The 17,700-nt window shown below is 65.3% G+C and carries 14 protein-coding genes; 5 read left to right on the top strand and 9 right to left on the bottom strand.

Annotated features, from left to right (window positions below; all coding sequences use genetic code 11):
- Positions 1-33 precede the first annotated feature (33 nt).
- Both ACTSLZ_RS03675 and ACTSLZ_RS03670 read left to right on the top strand, forming a co-directional pair.
- Positions 34-3,825 carry a TM0106 family RecB-like putative nuclease gene (locus tag ACTSLZ_RS03675; protein ID WP_443095755.1) on the top strand — a complete coding sequence of 1,264 codons (3,792 nt, stop codon included), beginning with the start codon at positions 34-36 and terminating at the stop codon, positions 3,823-3,825.
- A complete protein-coding gene (locus tag ACTSLZ_RS03670) occupies positions 3,818-4,549 on the top strand; it encodes a hypothetical protein (RefSeq protein WP_129315688.1) in 732 nt (243 codons plus the stop codon). The genes ACTSLZ_RS03675 and ACTSLZ_RS03670 overlap by 8 nt, the downstream gene beginning before the upstream one ends.
- Here the strand turns inward: ACTSLZ_RS03670 and nagA are convergent.
- Positions 4,533-5,732, bottom strand: a complete 1,200-nt coding sequence (nagA, locus tag ACTSLZ_RS03665; RefSeq protein ID WP_443095754.1) for an N-acetylglucosamine-6-phosphate deacetylase — start codon at positions 5,730-5,732, stop codon at positions 4,533-4,535. The two genes, ACTSLZ_RS03670 and nagA, sit on opposite strands and share 17 nt — an antisense overlap.
- A 4-nt stretch (positions 5,733-5,736) precedes the next feature.
- Positions 5,737-6,465 carry a GntR family transcriptional regulator gene (locus tag ACTSLZ_RS03660; protein WP_178980332.1) on the bottom strand — a complete coding sequence of 243 codons (729 nt, stop codon included), beginning with the start codon at positions 6,463-6,465 and terminating at the stop codon, positions 5,737-5,739.
- 111 nt (positions 6,466-6,576) lie between these two features.
- Here ACTSLZ_RS03660 and nagB point away from each other — a divergent pair, with 111 nt between their 5' ends.
- Positions 6,577-7,356 carry a glucosamine-6-phosphate deaminase gene (nagB, locus tag ACTSLZ_RS03655; protein ID WP_443095753.1) on the top strand — a complete coding sequence of 260 codons (780 nt, stop codon included), beginning with the start codon at positions 6,577-6,579 and terminating at the stop codon, positions 7,354-7,356.
- A 502-nt stretch (positions 7,357-7,858) separates the two neighbouring features.
- On the opposite strand, the gene ACTSLZ_RS03650 is transcribed toward nagB, so the two are convergent.
- The 7 genes from ACTSLZ_RS03650 to ACTSLZ_RS03620 form a co-directional block, all read right to left on the bottom strand.
- Positions 7,859-8,551, bottom strand: coding sequence for an N-acetylmannosamine-6-phosphate 2-epimerase (locus ACTSLZ_RS03650; protein ID WP_443095752.1), 693 nt, complete (start codon positions 8,549-8,551; stop codon positions 7,859-7,861).
- Between the two features lie 29 nt (positions 8,552-8,580).
- Complete coding sequence (locus ACTSLZ_RS03645) at positions 8,581-9,570, bottom strand: ROK family protein (RefSeq protein WP_178980335.1); 990 nt, start codon at positions 9,568-9,570, stop codon at positions 8,581-8,583.
- Complete coding sequence (locus ACTSLZ_RS03640) at positions 9,567-10,493, bottom strand: dihydrodipicolinate synthase family protein (protein ID WP_443095751.1); 927 nt, start codon at positions 10,491-10,493, stop codon at positions 9,567-9,569. The genes ACTSLZ_RS03645 and ACTSLZ_RS03640 overlap by 4 nt, the downstream gene beginning before the upstream one ends.
- Positions 10,494-10,566: 73 nt before the next feature.
- A complete protein-coding gene (locus tag ACTSLZ_RS03635) occupies positions 10,567-11,388 on the bottom strand; it encodes an ATP-binding cassette domain-containing protein (RefSeq protein WP_443095750.1) in 822 nt (273 codons plus the stop codon).
- The gene (locus ACTSLZ_RS03630) at positions 11,385-13,448 is read right to left on the bottom strand and encodes a dipeptide/oligopeptide/nickel ABC transporter permease/ATP-binding protein (RefSeq protein ID WP_443095749.1); all 2,064 of its coding nucleotides are present in this window, start codon (positions 13,446-13,448) and stop codon (positions 11,385-11,387) included. The genes ACTSLZ_RS03635 and ACTSLZ_RS03630 overlap by 4 nt, the downstream gene beginning before the upstream one ends.
- Positions 13,449-13,450: 2 nt before the next feature.
- Positions 13,451-14,404: an ABC transporter permease gene (locus tag ACTSLZ_RS03625; protein ID WP_129315697.1), complete on the bottom strand. Its 954-nt coding sequence runs from the start codon at positions 14,402-14,404 to the stop codon at positions 13,451-13,453.
- A gap of 42 nt (positions 14,405-14,446) precedes the next feature.
- Positions 14,447-16,027, bottom strand: a complete 1,581-nt coding sequence (locus ACTSLZ_RS03620; protein ID WP_443095748.1) for an ABC transporter substrate-binding protein — start codon at positions 16,025-16,027, stop codon at positions 14,447-14,449.
- Positions 16,028-16,231: 204 nt separating this feature from the next.
- On the opposite strand from ACTSLZ_RS03620, the gene ACTSLZ_RS03615 reads away from it, so the two are divergent.
- Both ACTSLZ_RS03615 and ACTSLZ_RS03610 read left to right on the top strand, forming a co-directional pair.
- On the top strand, positions 16,232-16,939 hold the full coding sequence (locus ACTSLZ_RS03615) for a FadR/GntR family transcriptional regulator (protein WP_238692391.1): 708 nt from the start codon (positions 16,232-16,234) through the stop codon (positions 16,937-16,939).
- Positions 16,940-16,964: 25 nt separating this feature from the next.
- Positions 16,965-17,543: a hypothetical protein gene (locus ACTSLZ_RS03610; protein WP_443095747.1), complete on the top strand. Its 579-nt coding sequence runs from the start codon at positions 16,965-16,967 to the stop codon at positions 17,541-17,543.
- Positions 17,544-17,700 lie beyond the last annotated feature (157 nt).

The following is a 17,700-nucleotide window of genomic DNA, read 5'->3' as shown; positions in this document are numbered from 1 at the left end:
GCACGACGCCCGAGGCCAAGTCTGGAGGTGGCCGTGTTCTTCGTTGATGTACCGGAACAGCATGCGGCTCATCCGCGCCCCGGTCTGATCTATTCCGCATCCGACCTCGTACGGGCCGCGGAATGCCCGTGGGCCACCCTCCATCTCCTGGACGAGAAGCTGGGCCGCCTCCCCCGATTCGAGGCACCGGAAGACCCGATGCTCGAACGCACGTCGGTTCTGGGCGACCAGCACGAGGCGGCGGTGCTCGAGGAGTACCGCGAGCGCTTCGGTCCGTACGACCCCGCGACCGGTCGAGGGGTCTACGAAATCGACCCCGCCCGCAGAATGGATTGGGGCACTCTGGTCGACAAGCACCGGGAGTCCATCGAGGCATTGCGGTCAGGGGCCGACGTCGTCTTCCAGGCCTCTTTCTTCGACGGCAGATTCCATGGCAGGTCGGACTTCCTGGTCCGGGAGGATGACGGCCGATACGCGGTCTACGACACCAAATTGGCTCGTCACGCCAAGGTCACGGCGCTATTGCAATTGGCCGCCTACGCCGACCAACTGGACAACGCAGGAATTCCGGTGTCGGACACTGTCACTCTGGTCCTCGGGAACCGGGAACGGGCCTCTTTCCACGTCGGGGAGTTCATGGCCGTCTATCAGGAGCGGCGTGACCGTTTCGAGGCTCTCTCGCGGGAACGCATGGCCGCGGATACCGAGCCGCTCGATTGGTGGCAGGACTCCGTGTCCAGGTGCGGCAAGTGTCCGCACTGCGCGGCTGAGTTCGAGCGGCATCGGGATGTCCTCCAGGTGGCCGGGATGTCCATGGCGCAGAGAAAACTCCTTCGGCAGCGCTATGGAGTGCGGACCGTGGACGACCTCGCCAATCTCGAAGGTCGTTCCCTGCCCTCACCCGTTCGGTCGGCGAGGGACCAGGCCGCGTTGCAGACCGGGCGCGCGGTTCCGGACAAGACGGTGACTTTCACTGATGCGTCGGGAACACGAAAGAGCGTCTCCTATGTGGTCACGGATTCGGCGCCCTTGACCAGGATTCCGGCGGCGGACCCCGGCGACATCTTCTTCGACTTCGAAGGAGACCCACTATGGCAGGATCCTTTTGACTCCTCGTGGGGTATCGAGTACCTCTTCGGCCTGGTCGAGTCTCCGGAAGATTCTTCCGAGGATCCCCGGTTCGTCCCCTTTTGGGCCCATTCCCGGGACGAGGAGAAACAGGCGCTTCTCGATTTCCTGGACTACGTCCGGCAGCGCAGGCAACGGTTCCCGGGGATGAAGATCTATCACTATGCCAACTATGAGAAGAGAGCCCTCCGGGACCTGGCAGCGAAGCATGGGGTCGGCGAGGAAGCCGTGGACGATCTCTTGAGGGAGGAAGCCCTGGTCGATCTCTACGACGTCGTTCGCTCCAGCCTGCGCATCTCCGAGGACTCCTACTCGATCAAGAAGCTGGAACCCCTGTACATGGGCGACCAGCTGCGCGCTGGCGACGTCACCACAGCGGCAGCATCGGTCGTGGCCTACGCCGACTACTGCCTGGCCCGGGGCTCAGGCGACCAGGAGCGCGCCCTGGCCGTTCTGGACTCCATCGGGGACTACAACCGGTACGACTGCGTCTCGACCCTACGTCTCCGGAATTGGCTGCTGGGCCTGGTCTCCCGGTCGGCCGAAGAGGAAGTCGGTCAGCCATACGAAACACGTGACCTGTCTCTGGAGCCCGAGCCTCCGGAGGACGCCCGCGAGTCAGCCGTCGAAGCATCTCTGAATCACTTCGTCGAAACGGCGTCGCCGGAATCCACCGGGTTGGCCCCGGACGTCCTCCGGGACACCGTCCGGGCCGTCGCCATGGTCTCCAGCGCGACGGGCTACTACCGGCGCGAACGCAAACAATTCTGGTGGTCACACTTCGACCGGCTATCGGCCCCGGTCGCGGACTGGGAGTCACAGCGGGACGTTCTCGTCTTCGAACGCCTCGCGGTCGAGGAGAATTGGCACAAGGCCACCCCGCGCGCACGGACCGAAAAACGGATCCTCTCGGGAACGGCTCGACTGGCCGAGGGCTCCGCCCTGAGGGACGGGGATTCCGGCCTCTTCGCGATGTACGAGACACCGTTGCCGCCCTACCTGGAGGACAAGGCCCGTGAGGCACGCCAACGCGCCGAATCCGGACCAAGGGGCGGACAGCCCGTTGCTTCCCGAGCCAGTGATGCGCGCCTGACCCTCGAATCCTTGGAACAGACGGAGGTTCCTGGGCATGTGCGCATTCGCGTCGTCGAGTCACGGCCGCAGGGTGCGGAATCGTTCGATCAACTGCCCATGGCCTCAACCCCACCCGCCCCGATACGTACGAAGGCCCAGGAAGATTCTTTGGCGATGCTCGCTGAGGAAGTGGATGCGGCATTGCCCCACCTCCCCCGCGCCGCCGGCTTGGACATTGTGGCTCGACGGCCGCCGCGTCTCGCTGACGGCGGGGCCCTTCCGCGCGTCGGCGACCCGGGGCTCGGCGACGGCAAGATCCCCATGGCGGACGCGATCCACGCTGCGGTGTCACGGCTCGAGAACTCGTATGTCGCCGTTCAGGGCCCTCCCGGAACCGGAAAGTCCTTCGTCGGCTCCCACGTGATCGGACGGTTGGTCCGTGAAGGATGGACGATCGGGGTGGTCACCCAATCCCACGCCGTGATCGAGAACCTCCTGAAGGGGTGCATGGTCAACGGCGGCGTGCCCGGCGAAGCCATCGCCAAGGCCAAGAGATCCAAGACCTCAACCGACGAGGACGTTCCGCGGGTGCCCTGGCGAGAAATCGCCCAGAAGGACATCCCTTCGTTCATGGCCGAAGCCGCCTCGGGGGAATCGCCGGTACCCGGTGGCAGGATCTACGGCGGAACAGCCTGGGACTTCGCGCACCAGGATCGTTTCGCGCCGGGCAGCGTGGACCTCCTGGTGATCGACGAAGCCGGGCAGTATTCACTGGCCAATATGCTGGCCGTGTCCCAGTCGGCTCGGAACCTCTTGCTTCTGGGAGACCCGCAACAACTGCCCCAGGTCACCCAGGGAAGTCATCCGCAACCGGTCGACGAGTCGGCCTTGGGCTGGCTCTCCGCGGGGGCACGGACTCTCCCGCAGGAATACGGCTACTTCCTCGACGCTTCGTGGCGTATGCATCCGGAATTGTGTGCCCCAGTGTCCACGTTGTCCTATCAGGGGCGGTTGCACTCGGCGTCGGCCGCCGCCCATAGGATGCTCGCGGACACGAAACCCGGGGTCTACCGCCTCGACGTTCCGCACACGGGCAACGCGACCTCGTCTCCCGAGGAAGCGGCACGTGTGGTGGAACTTGCGAGCGAACTCGTCGGAAGGAGCTGGAGACATGCGCCGGACCAAGCGTTCAGGCCACTGGAACCTCACGATGTCCTCGTCGTGGCTGCCTACAACGCCCAGGTGGAAGTCATTCGTGAAGCCCTGGAAGAAGCGGGGCTTTCGGATCAGGATGAGACGGGGGTCCGGGTCGGGACCGTCGATAGGTTTCAAGGGCAGGAAGCGCCGGTAGTCATCGTGTCCATGGCGGCTTCCTCTGCCGAGGATGTACCCCGCGGGATGGACTTTCTTCTCTCCCCCAACCGTCTCAACGTCGCCGTTTCCCGCGGACAGTGGGCAGCCGTGATCGTCAGTTCCCCCGGCCTGACGGACTACTGGCCTACCAATCCGGACTCGCTGTCGATTCTTGGCGGGTTCACGGCGCTGCGCAGGAAAGCCACATCGTGGGACAGGCTTCCGCTCTCAGGGAGCACCCGGGACAAAGAAGGGGAGATCCATGAATAATAATCATGAACCGTACGGACACGAGCAGGAGGAAGGGATGATAAACATCAACCCGAGTTTCAAAGCCCGGACTCCTTATATCTTCCACTTCGACGACCAAACGGTTGTTCTGGGTGATCCCGAATACCTGAAACAGGTTGAAACCTTCCTGCTGACGGCTGACCTCGCAACACGCACCACGTATTGGGACACCGGCGAAGAAGACCCTCTCGATTTCGATCCGGACCCCGAGCCCGAGGACATGAACAGCGTCGGGATCGAGGGGGACGAATCCGTCTTTTGGAATGCCATCGAATCGGCTATTTTCCAACAAACGGAATGGCCCGAGGGCGAGGACGCCGTGGTCTATGCACCCCACGTTCCCGACTGGCTCTCGCAGGCGCAGTCCTGGTATTTCGACCCGATCTGTCCACCGCTGGGCCCCGGCGGTCCCGGTGGTTGGGTCCGACGCCGGGCCGTGGACGGCCGGGGCTACCCGGTCGGCCTCTTCCAATTGACCGAAGCAGATTCCTTCTGGGTCTTCGCATCGGAGGAGGACCTTTCCGACATCATGGAACTGTGCCGGTCGCTGGCCCGGTTCCGCATCGGATTCGACCAGGTCACCCCGTATCTCGGTCCGGATGACACCATCGGGTCGCTCGCTCTGCCCATCGAATGCAGGGATGCACTCCACGAGGAGCTCATGATCAGGGGCGTGGACGTCGAATCTATGTTCTGGGAATGAGGCCTCCGACCGGAGACAGCCCCTCGTCGAGAAGTCGAAGCGGCAAACCGTCGGCCCACGGATTCAACCCTACGGCCCTGGCCGGTCGGGTTGTGGCCGCCGTCAACGCCTCGTCGAGGTCGATACCGGCCTCGACCACAGTCCGCACCGCCTGATCCATCGTGAGGGTTGAACCGGCAATGGCGCCCTGGCTGCCGTCCGGGGTGGTCAACCGGGCGATGCCATCGTCCACCCGAACGTCCAGGGAACCGAGCTTGTAGTCGCCGTCGGACTGGCCTGTGGCGGACATGGCATCGGTGATGAGCACGACCCGACCCGGCATGGCGCGGAACAGCATCGCGACCACCTCGGGCGCAATATGGACCCCGTCGGCGATGATTTCCGCAACCACGTGAGGTGACTCCATCGCGGCAATCACCGGACCGGGGTGCCTGTGGTGGATTCCGTTCATGGCGTTGAAGGCGTGCGTCAGAATCGACGCTCCGGCGTCGAAGGCGCGCAACGCAGTCTCGTAGTCGGCATCCGTGTGCCCCACGGCCACGCGCACCCCCTGCCCCACCAAGTATCGGGTCACCGCAAGGTCGTCATCGAGTTCAGGGGCCAGCGTCACCTGACGCAGGTAGCCGCCGGCCGCATCCACCAGACGCTTCGCCTGGTCGAGCGTTGCCGGTCGCAGGTAGTCCTGCCGGTGCGCACCCTTGTGCGCGGGCGAAAGCCACGGGCCCTCGGCGTGGATGCCTTCCAGCCGAAAGCCCGCGGGGATGCCCTCACCGGTCGTGATGGCCCGCGCCACGCGCCGGAAGGAATCTTCCAGTTCGTCCAGCGGGTTCGCGACGAACGAGGCCAGCGCCCGCCCCGTCCCGTGGTCCCTGTGCACCGACAATGAGGTCGGCAGGCTGTCTCCGTCCTCATACGCGTACCCGCCCGCTCCGTGGCAGTGAATGTCGGTGAATGGGGCACTCAGGAACATGCCGGACGCGTCGAACGGGAGCGACCCCACAGCACTCCCGGCGTCCCGGTGGAAGGAGTCCCCCAGGCCACCGCGGATCGGCACGCCGGCATCGTCGCACTCGACCCAGACCGGTCCCGAGTCCGCCGTCAAAACGTCTGCGGGAACGTCGGCAAAAACGGGCACGTCCCGCAGCGTCTCGGTCGGGCGCGCATTGTGGATCAGGGTATTCATGGGTTCAGTCCTTCGCTCCGCGGACGACGCTGAGGTCGAAACCGTACCGGTCCGCTCGGTAGGTCGTCTCTGTGCATTCGACAGGCCGCCCCAGAACGTCGCGGGCACATCGTTCCACGCGGAGCGCCGCGGCTCCGACCGGCTGGGACAACAGGTTGGCCTCCTCAAACCCAAGGTTGACCGCGCGGATCGATTGATCCGCCGATTCCGCGCGGTGCCCCCGTCGGGACAATTGTTCGTCGAGGGAACCACGAGGATCAGGCAGGCTGCCACCAAAAAATTTCAAGGGGATGCGCGCCAGCTCGAGTGCCATCGGCAGGCCGTCCGCGAGCCGCAGGCGGTGGATCCGGGCGAGTTCCTCGCCGACCGGCACGTTCAATTTTTCGGCCAGGATCTCGTCTGCGGGGACGACGTCGTTGCCGAGGGTCTCGCTGGTCGGCCGGTGCCCTCGCTCGTCCATGTCCTCAGAAAACGACGTCAGCCGCAGGCCCTTGCGAATCATGCTCGGATCCGCGACATAGGTCCCCGAGCCACGGATCGAGTAGACGGCGCCGGAGGCCACCAGGTGGGCGATGGCTCGACGCACGGTGGCCCGGCTGACGCCGTACTCCTCCTGCAGGGCCCTCTCCGTCGGCAGCACCTCGTGCGGCTCACCGGCGGCGACGACGTCGGCCTCCAACGCGGCGGCCAGCGCAAGGTACTTGGGCACGATCTCGGTTTCGCCTGCGGTCATCCTCGGACATCACCCACTGTTTGCGTATTGGTACGAACCAAACATACACGGATCATCTGAACGGCGTTATTGGTACGTACCAATTCGGTCGTGAAGGGGTAGGCTGGAGGCATGGAAATCATCGTTGTCCCTGATCCCGAGTCCGTCGGCGACGTCGCGGCGGAACGCATTGCCGAACTCGTTCGGACAAAACCGGATGCAGTTCTGGGTGTTGCGACCGGCTCGAGCCCCGTTCCGACGTACCGGTCCCTCGAGCAACGGGTGCGCAACGGCCTGGACGTGTCCGGGGTGAGCGCCTTTGCGTTGGACGAGTATGTCGGCTTGAGCGAGGGCCACCCCCAGAGTTATGCGGAGGTCGTGCGGAGAGAAGTCACGGAGAGACTTGGGCTCGACCCGGAGCGCGTGCACGTGCCGAAGGGCCACGCAGTAGACGTCCCGGCGGCGTGCGAGGAGTACGAAGAGGCGATTCGAGCAGCGGGCGGGGTCGACCTCCAGATCCTCGGTATCGGCAGCAACGGTCACATCGGGTTCAATGAACCGAGCTCTTCACTCGCGGGCAGGACTCGCGTCAAAACGCTGACTCCCACCACACGCAGGGACAACGCACGGTTCTTCGATGACGACCTCTCCCAGGTTCCTACCCACTGCATCACCCAGGGGATCGGCACGATCCTGGATTCAGGTCTGGCTCTGCTGGTGGCTTCGGGCGAGGGCAAGGCCGAAGCAGTAGCCGCCATGGCCGAGGGGCCTGTGGGGGCGTTCTGTCCGGCTTCCGCTTTGCAGCTGCATCGTCGGTCCGTCGTCGTCGTGGACGAGGCCGCCGCATCCTTGTTGACGAATCGGGAGTACTACGACTTCGTCAGAGACAACCGCCCGTCCTGGCAGCTCTGAGGGGCAGGACACCCCGTTGAACGTGGGCCGGCTGTATGACGTACATTGGCCGGCCCTCGTTATGGCGACTCTCCGATTCGGCCGGCCGCTGTCCGCGTTGGGTGGCGTTTACCCGATTCGGGGGCGCTTTCCAGCCGTTCCAGGCCTCGCATCCGCTCCCGACACCTCAAGTTAGGTGGCGGTTACCCGATTCGGAGCCGATCTCCGCCGTTAGGTGGTGGTTGAACGGCCACCTAACGGCGGCAAGCGCCTCGCAATCGGGCAACCGCCACCCAGCGCCGCCCCCGGATCGCCACCCAGCGCCGCCCCGGTTCGCCATCCAGGTTCGCCACCCGGATCACCGCCACAAATAACCGCCCCAGGAACGAGCACCGCACCCGGACACGGACGACGGCGACGTCGGGGCGACCCCAGCGCCCCGGCGCCCCGGCGCCCCGACCGCCCGGCCGCCCAGGCCGCCCCATCGACTCGCTGCCCCGCGGCATACCCCGAGCGAACGGGTTCAGTCCATGGTGGGCAGGGCGTCGACGAACCAGGAGGTGATACTGGTCGGATGCGTGATCGCGGTCCCGACCACCACGGAGTCGGCTCCCGCGGACAGGGCAGATGCAGCCTGGGCCGGGGTGTGGATCCGTCCTTCGGCGATGAGCATCCGGCCGGTGTCCTCCGCCGCGATCTGTTCGATGAGTTCCAGGTCCGGTCCATCGGTCTTGGGGCGTTCGACCGTGTATCCGGCGAGGGTCGTTCCGAGAACGTCCGCGCCGGCGTCGACCGCAGCCAGTGCGTCGTCGAGAGAGCCACAATCGGCCATGACCATCGCCCCGGTCTTTTCGTGGATCACGGCGATCGTTTCACTCAGACTGCGACCATCGGGTCGATCCCGCCGGGTCCCGTCGAGCGCCACGATGTGGGCACCCGCCTGGGCGACGGCAAGTGCGTGGTGGAGGGTCGGGGTGATGAAGACCCCTTCGTGACCGTCCTTGAACAAACCAATGACGGGCACCTCCACGGCCGACCGTGCGTGCTGGATGTCCGCGAGTCCCTGAACCCTGACGGCGGCCGCCCCACCGAGCACGGCCGACTGGGCGACCTGGGCCATGGTCCGGGGGTCCCGCATGGGTTCACCAGGGTATGCCTGGGCCGAAACGACGAGTCGCCCTCTCAGGCCGTTGAGCTGTTCATCGGTGAGGAGCATGGGTTCCTTTCCGCCCGGAGGGCACAGGTTCAGTCCGTGGGGGCTGCGGGGTTACGGTCCGACCAGGCGAGCGAAGCCGCACCCAGGAGGGCTGCCATGTCCCCGGACGAGGCGGCCACCGGGCGCGTGGTGATCCCGGGCAGACGAACCTTCAGGAAGGTCTCGATCATGGGTTCCCACCACGAAGGCCCCGAAGCGGCCAGACCGCCGGAGAGCACGAGCTCGTCCGGGTCGATCATGTTGACGATTCCGCCGAGGAATGCCCCCGCGATCTCCGCCGACGCCTTGATGACTCGACGTGCGGAAGCGTCTTCATCCGCCCGTGCGAACACTTCGCGGGCCGTGCTGAGTTCGGCTTGTCCGCCGGCGCTGCGATAGGCATCCGCGAATGCAACGCCGCCGCACGCGTTTTCGAGGATCATGTGCTCGGGCGTCTTCGACCCGGCCGCGAAGAGCTCGGAGTCCCGGTGGTGAGGCATCGGCGTCATGCCCACGTGACCGGCCACGAAATGCCTGCCAACCTGCGGTTTGCCGTCGATCAGCATGGCGCCTCCCACGCCGGTCCCGAAGGCGACCAGGAACATCGTCCCCTCCGCCGTCATGCCGTGGTTCTTCCTGTACAGCGCCTCGCCCAACGCATGCGCGTGGACGTCGTTGACCGGTCGGACGGTCGTGATGGGCCGGCCAGGAACGTCCTCCAACAGTGCGGCCAGGTCGCGGGACAGCGCGGCCCCGGTCCAGTCGCGGATGTTGGGCGTCGCCGAGAGGACGTTGCCGGTGTAGGGGTCGATGGCGCCGGCCGACCCGATACCGAGCACGGGGCGGACCTCGATCCCGCGCTCCTTGGCCTCGTCGAGCAGTGTCCTGGACACCGAAGCCGCGGTGGCCATGACCGCGGACGCCCCGCGTTGGGCCGGCGTGGGTTCGGCAGCCTGCCCCAGGATCTCTCCCGTGGCGGTGATGAGCGCTCCCGCCGTTTTCGTTCCACCCAGGTCGAGGGCGACCGCGGCATGGGTCATAGGAGTCCGGTCCTTTCCAAGATCGTACGAATCGAAGCGGCCTCGTTCGCGTTGAGCGCCGCCATCGGCTTGGACATTGTATTCGACGAGATCACACCCAGTTCGACCAGTGCGGTCTTGAACGCGCCCAGTCCTGCGGCGCCGCCGGAAACGCGGTTCGAGTCCGGGCACCCGACGATCGTGAACAGATCGACCAGGCGGTCCTGTTCACGACGTGCGGCCTCCCAGTCCCCGGCTGCCGCCGCCTCGTACAGACGAACATAGCCGGAAGGATCCACATTGCCCAGCCCGGGCACAATACCGTCGGCCCCGGAGAGCATGGCGCCGTCGCACACGACCTCGTGCCCCGTGAACAGCGAGAACCCTGCGACGTCGCGGGTGGCGAGCGCGAGCTGCCGGAAGGCGACGTCGTCGTTGGAGGAGTCCTTGACCCCGACGATCGCACCCTCGTGAGCCAACTGGGCCAGCAGGTCCGCGCCCAAGGGGATGTGGGTGCGAACGGGAACGTTGTAGGCGAAGACCGGGACATCCACGGCATCCCGCACCATGCGGAAATGATCGAGGATCTCGTTCTGGTTCGTGATCACGTAGTACGGGCTGGAGGCCACAACCGCGTCCGCACCGAGCCGGGTCATCCGCCGCGCCTCTTCCGCGACCCGCACACCGGTCTGGTCGTTGGCTCCCACGATCACGGGCACCGCCCCGTTCACGATCTCGGCGGTCAGCTCGACGACGGTGCTCCGTTCGTCATCGCTCATATAGGGCGTCTCGGCGGAGGAACCGAGCATGAACAGGCCGTGCACTCCTCCGTCGATGAGGTGACGGACGACCCGTTCGAGACCCTTGCGGTCGATCTCGCCGTCGGTGGATCGGGGGGTGACGACGGGCGGGATGACGCCGTGGAATGCGGGGGTTGCAGACACGTGGTTATGCTCCTGACGGTTGTTCGTTCTCTTGTCCCGGGGTGTTCTGACCGGCCCCGGTCGGCCGGAAATTTCAAGGGGTCGTCTCCGCGAGCAGGCTCGGCGCCGAGTTCAGCAACGACCTGGTGTACTCCTCCGAAGGATTGCCCAGCACGTCCTGAGCCGGTCCCTGTTCGACGGCTCGCCCCTGGGTCATGACCAGGAGGTCATCGGAGATGTGGCGAACGGTCTGGATGTCGTGCGAGATGAAGACCATTCCGATGCCGAGCTCCTTCTTCAGATCGATCAAGAGGTTGAGGACCTGGGCCCGGACGGAGACGTCCAGGGCGCTGGTCGGTTCGTCGGCGACGATGACCTCCGGGTCCAGGGCGAGTGCCCGGGCGATGGCAACGCGCTGGCGCTGGCCTCCGGAGAGCTGGGCAGGAACCGCTTCGGCGGCCGAGGTAGGCAGCCCCACCATGTCCAGCAGTTCGTAGACCCGTTTCGACCGGTCCGGTGCGCCGCCCATTGCGTGCACGACCATGGGGTCCCTGATGATGTCGTGGGTCGTCATGCGAGGGTTCAGCGCGGTCGAGGCGTTCTGGAACACCATCGTCACGGCCTTGCCGAACGCCTTCCTGTCCGCCTTGCCGGTGCCCACCGGTTTGCCCCGATGCAGCAACCGTCCGCCGGTGGGCTCCTGAAGGCCGACGAGGACGTTCGCGAGCGTCGTCTTGCCGGACCCGGACTCACCGACGATGCCGACCGTGCGGCCACTACGAACTTCGAGGGAGATCCCGTCCACCGCTTTGACCACCTTTCGCCGGAACAGTGAACCGGTTCGACTGGTGAAGTGGACTTCGAGGTTCTCCAGGGAGAGGACGGACTCTGCGGTCCGGGATGCCGTGGCGCTCATGAGTCAGCTCCTTGAATGATGTTGACCGTGGCCGTTCCGGAGGCCGGTTCGTTGGTTGCCCAGTAGTGATCGGAATCGCCGACCTGCTCCATGCGCAACGGCGCCCAGGGATTGGCATCTTGTCGCTGGGATCTGGGGGCAAAACGATCGCCGGGGGCAAATTCCCCGGGGCTCGGAACGGTTCCGGGGATCTGGTAGAGCCGCTCCGCCGAGGACTCGATGGACAGCACCGATCCCAGGAGCCCCTGCGTGTACTCGTGCCGCGGGTCGGACAGGACCTCCGAGGTGCTTCCGGACTCGACCACCTGGCCCGCGTACATGACGGTGACCCGATGGGCCAGTGACCCCACCAGGGCGAGGTCGTGGCTGACGAAGATCATCGCGAAACCCAACTGTTTCTGCAGGTCGAGCAAGAGATCGATGACCTGCCGCTGGACGGTGACGTCGAGCGCCGTCGTGGGTTCGTCGGCGACCACGAGCTTGGGCGATCGAGACAGGGCCATCGCTATCAGAACCCGCTGGCGCTGCCCGCCCGAGAGCTCATGGGGGTAGCTCTTGAGGGTTCGATCCGGGTCGAGCTGGACGAGTTCCAGCAGCTCGGCGGGGCTCATCCGCCCACCGCGCTTGGTCAGCTGCTCCATCTGGTCCTTGATGAGCATCGACGGGTTCAACGAGGACAGGGCGTCCTGATAAATCATCGCGATCTGCTCGCCCCTGAGCCCGGCGAACGTCCGGTCCAGGGCCTGTTGCCCTGCGGCAGAGGGAACCAGTTCCTTGCCGCCGAAGTCGATCGAACCGGTCACCACCGCGTTGGGCGCTTGGAGGCCCATGATGGCCAGCGAGGTGATCGACTTTCCGGATCCGGACTCGCCGACCAGCCCCATAGTTTCCCCAGGGGCGACGGAGAAGCTCAGGTCGCTCACGACCTTCGTCTCCCCGTACCTGTCCGGGAAGGCGATCGAGAGATTCTTGACCTCGAGCAACGGCGCGGCGTCGGGATCCGGGGCAAACCGGTCCTCGCGGCGGGCCTCGGCCGCGGCGAGGGCCGCGAGCTGGGAGTCCAGGACGGATTTGCCCCGCGGACCGACCGTCTGGATGTTCGACGTCGGGATGTCCCGGTCGGAGCCCGAGGCGAAGATCGCCTCCGTGGTCGGTTGCGGGTTCTCCCTCCGGTGCGCATCGGGCTCAGCGCCGGCCGCGTGCGAGCGCAAACGAGGGTTGGCCATCGCATCGGTCATGCCTTCGGACAGGACGTTCAACGCCAGGACGGTCAGAAGGATGGTGATGCCGGCGAACGTCGTCGCCCACCAGGCACCCGAGAGGACCACGTTGCGTCCGTAGGAGATGACGTTGCCCCAGCTCGGGTCTGGATCCTGGATCCCCGCGCCCAGGAATGAGAGGGACGCCTCGAAAATGATCGCGTCAGCAACCATGACCGTGGCAAAGACCAGCACCGGAGCCGCGCTGTTGCGCACCACGTGTTTGAGAAGGATGAAGGTCTTCGAGGCACCGACGATGCGTTCGGCCCGGACGTAGTCCTCGTTCCACTGGGTGAGGATATTGGCTCGCACCACACGGGCCAGCTGCGGTGTGTAGATGATCGCGATCGAAAGGATGATCACGGGGATCGTATTGCCCATCGTGGACAACAGAACGGCGGCGAGGGCGATGCCCGGGAACGCCATGATCACGTCCATGACCCGCATGACTCCCTCGTTGACCCATCTGCGCCCGGTCGCGGCGATCGCCCCGAGGATGCCGCCGAGCACCAGGGCCAGGGCCACGGACCCCAAGCCGATGACCAGGGAGCTGCGCGCCCCGTACAACAGACGGGAGAAGATGTCCCGGTTGAGCCGGTCGGTGCCGAATAGGTGATCCCCGCTCGGTGCCTGTGGAACTCCTGAGCCCGTGGCCAACGGGTCGTGGGGCGCGAGCACCGGGGCAAGGATCGCTGCCAGAGCGATGAGGACCAGGAATGCCATGGACAGCTTGGATCCCCAGGGCATGCTCCGGAAACGGATTCCGGGTCGGGACAGCCGGTCGGCGAGCTTGTATCTCATGGTCACACCGTCCTAATGCGGGGGTTGATGAGCAGGTAGAGGAGGTCGACGACGATGTTGACCGCCACGAAGGTCACAGCGATCGTCACCACGACCCCCTGGACCAGATTGATGTCCTGATTCGTGATCCCGTTGAGGATCAGCTGGCCCATGCCCGGCATCGAGAAGATCATCTCGATCACCACGGCACCGCCCAGCAAGTAGCCGATGCGCAGACCGAGCACGGTAACGGGCGTCACGAGCGCATTCCGGAGCACGTTCTTCCTCAGGACTTCGCCTCGCGGGACGCCGTTGCCGATCGCGGTGCGCACATAGTCCCTGTCGAGTTCTTCGACCATCGAGGTCCGGACCACGCGGATGAGGGAGGCGCACACGGGGATGGCGAGCGCGACGGAAGGCATCAGCATCGACGTCGCGTACTTGCCGGGATCGTCGAAGAATGACGTGTACCCGCCCGAAGGCAGAATCCGCCACCCGACCGCGAACCACTGGATCAGCAAGATGCCGAGCCAGAAGGAAGGGGTTGCGACGGCCGCGATCGAGAAAACGCGGATCACCTGGTCGGGCCACCGGTCTCGCCAGAGGGCGGCGACGACGCCGAGCACCAGGGACACGATGGCCGCAATGACCACTCCCCAGAAGGTCAATTGCAGGGTCACGGGGAAGGCCCCGGCGATCATGGTCGAGATCGGGGATTCGGGCGGCGTCGTGACACCGAAGTCGAGCCGCACCAGGCGCCCCAGGAACGACAGATACTGCACGACCAACGGATCGTTGAGGCCATGGGCCGCCCGGTACGCTTCCTTGGCGTCGGAGCTCGCGCCCTCTCCGAGGGCCGCCGTCGCCTGATCCCCCGGGGAGAAGTGCAGCACGATGAAGACGAGCAGCGTGATGCCCAGGATCATGAAGGGAAGGGCGACGAGCCGACGCCCGAGGAGTCTGAGTATGTTCCCCACGAGAAATCCTCCTTGGATCGTGTGCGGGAGAAGGTGGCTGGGTCAGTTCCGTTCGACGCCGAGGAAGGACAGGCCCGTGGTCGGCAACGGCTGGAAGCCTTTGAGCTCGGAGCCGTGCCACGCCGTCGGCAGCTTGCGATGGAAGATGGGATAGAGGGGAACCTGGTCGGCGATGATGTCGATCGCTTGGCCCCACAGCCGCAGCGCCTCCCCGTGGTCGGTCGTGCTGACCGCCTGGTCCATGAGGCTGAGGGTCTGGTCGTGCTCGGGCGTTCCCGCCCAGTGATACCTCTTGTCCGCCCACGTTGTGCCGCGGAACCACCACGAGAGCAGCAGGTCCATGTCATTGCCGAAGACCGATGGGTCGCCCGGAGCCACGCAGACGTCGTACTTTCCGGCGTCCACGTACTGGGAATACAGGGCACCGGACTGGAGCGCCTTCATGCTGGCCGTCACCCCGGGAATCTTGTTCCACGACTCGAGGACCACCGGCATGACGTCCTTGACCCACGAGGTGTCCGTGGTGTGGACCGTGAACTCGAGCGAGTCCGCACCGCCCTCCTTCAGAAGGGCCGCCGCTTTGTCCGGGTCATAGTCGTACACGGTGGATGCCCTGACGTAATCGGGGTGCTCACGGTGCACGTACGACGTCGCCGCGCTGGCGTTTCCCAGGAGCCTGCGCTGAATGACCTGCTCGGTGTCGAGGCCGTAGTGCAGGGCCTTGCGCACCCGGACGTCGTCGAACGGCGGCTTCTGGAGGTTGAACATCAGGAACAGCAGCCCGAAAGACGGAACCTGCTTGAGCTCGGAACGTTCCTTGAGCCATTCGGTATCCAGGTAGGGGACGTCCTCGATGGCCTGGACGCGATCCGAGTCCTGGGCGGTGACGCGGGCCGCGGAGTCGGAGAGCAGGAACCAGGTCATCTCGTCCACGGTGGGCCTGTACTTCCCGCCGTAGTCCTCGAAGGCCTTGAATTCGATGCGATTGTCCTTGAGCGCCCGGACGAACGAATACGGCCCCGACCCGACCGGATGGGCGTCGAAGCCCTTGGGGTCCTTCTCAACCACGGCCTTCGGCACGATCTTGACGCACGAGATGCGCTCGGCAAACTGCGGGAATGGACTCTTGAGGCGGAACAGCACGGCGTCATCGCCCTGGGGCTCGACGGTCTCGATGAATCCGAGGAACTGCATGAGGGTCGACGAATTCTTCGGGTCCAGAACCCTGGTGAACGAGTACACGACGTCCTGGACGGTGACCGGAGACCCATCGTGGAACTTCGCGCCGGAGCGCAACGGGACCACGTACGTGGTCTCGTCGATTTGCTTCGGCATCTCCGAAGCAAGAGCGATATACGGTTCGCGCGTCGCCGGGTGGAGGTCCACGAGCCCTTCGAAAACGTGCAGGTTGACCGCCATCGCGGTGGCGCTGGTCGTGATCATGGGGTCGAATCCGCCGGAAAGCGTGTAGGAGATACCGGCCTCGATGCGCTTCTTCTGCGGCGCCGACTCCCCCGCGCACGCAGAGAGGCCGGCCGAGAACACGAGCGCCGCACCGAGGCCGCCCACGGCCGTGACAAAGCCGCGCCGCGACACACCGCGCGCGGTCTGAGACCTCGTCATCGAAGACTCTAGAATCATCGGGACCTCCGGGAGGTGGGATGTAGGATGTCCTGGTTAGAGTGCGAATTTATAGCTCTTGAATGATGTTGTCAACATCACGTTGGAGAAGCGAGTCGGCGACGCAGTCGGACGGCGCGGCCGACACGATAGGATCCACAAGTGTGAATCATCGACGAGGGGAATCGCATGCCGGAGAAGGAATCGATGCCCAAACGCAGAGTGGGCGCCGCTGATCGCATGCGCGCGCTCCAGCAGGACATCATGGAGTTCATCCTGGACCAAGGGCTGGCTCCCGGGGATCCCATGCCCACGGAGTTCGAACTGGTCGAGGAGCTCGGCGTCGGCCGCAATACGGTGCGTGAGGCCCTCAAGGTCCTCCAGTCGATGGGCATCGTGGAGGTCCGTCACGGATACGGGATGTTCGTGGGCCGCAAGAACCTCGAGGCGCTGGCGATGGGACTCGAATTCCATGCCCGCATGTCCCTGCAGGGTCGGGGTGACGAGGCCCTGGAAGTGGTCGAGGTCCGGCAGGCCCTGGAATCGGCCCTGATCGGCTCGGCCATGGACGCCATGACATCGGAGGACCACGTGGCCCTCGAAGCATGTATCCGAGGCATGGAGGAGTCCGCGGAAGACGGCGCCCTGAACGCCGAGCACGACCACGAATTCCACAGATTGCTCTTCGCGCCCTTGGACAACGACCTCTTGGCCAATCTGCTCGAGGTTTTCTGGTCCGTCTACGGCCGGATCCGTGAGCAGGTCGGCCAATCGATCCCGATGGCCAGGCAGAATGCCCGGGCACACCGGGAGGTCCTCGAGGCCGTCACGCATGGGGAGAAGGAACGCGCCGCGATACTGCTGACATCACACTTCGATGCGTTGCGCGACGTGCTGCGCAACTCCGCCGGCTGACCCGAGCCAGGCATAATAGCGGTACATGTATGCCATCATCATCGAAGCCCCGGACGCGCCCGGCCTGGCCGAGCGCCTGCGGTCGCTCCCGGCGCTGACCGAAGGCGCCGTGCTCGAGTCGCCATCGTCGGGCCGGTTGAGCGCCGTGCTCGCGGAGCCCGAACCTGCGATCGACGTCGCCCTCGAGGCCCTGCGTACCCCCGGCGTGTCCGTGGGCGTCGGAATCTCATCCGGCGGCCCCGACGACGCCGGGTACGCGAGCGCTTATGCCCGGGCGGCGGTTCAGAGGTGCACCCCAGCCCCTTCCGCGGGTCGCGCCGCGTTCCGCAATGTTTTCGTCGAGGCAGCCGATCCCGCCCTCGCCGATGCGGCCACGGGCCTGGCGAGGCTGCTGGCTCGCCTGGTCGGCATGAGAACCGAGGCCGAATGGAGGGTCGTGGATCTACTGGTTCCCGGCGTGCGCGGCCAGCACCGTGCCGTCGGAGAGGCATTGGGCATATCCCCGCAGGCCGTCAGCAAGGCCCTGATCCGCACCGGTTGGCATGAGCAGAGCGAGGGTCGGTCGGGCCTTGTGGAAATTATGAGGCGCCTCAACAACTCGTAATATGATTGTGGCTGTTATCCCGATGGAACCACACATCAAGGAATCAGGATTCATGGCTCTTCGCAGTTGAGGGGGTAGGTGGCTGAGCGCGTCGGTCGCCGGATGAGGGTCGAGGCCTTCCGATGATGGAAGTTCTCACACTGACCATCTGCCGGAA

It is taken from the genome of Rothia koreensis (assembly GCF_052232265.1).
Classification (GTDB): domain Bacteria; phylum Actinomycetota; class Actinomycetes; order Actinomycetales; family Micrococcaceae; genus Rothia; species Rothia koreensis.
The sequence above is the reverse complement of the archived record's forward strand: the minus strand, read 5'-3'. Positions and strand labels throughout refer to the sequence as shown.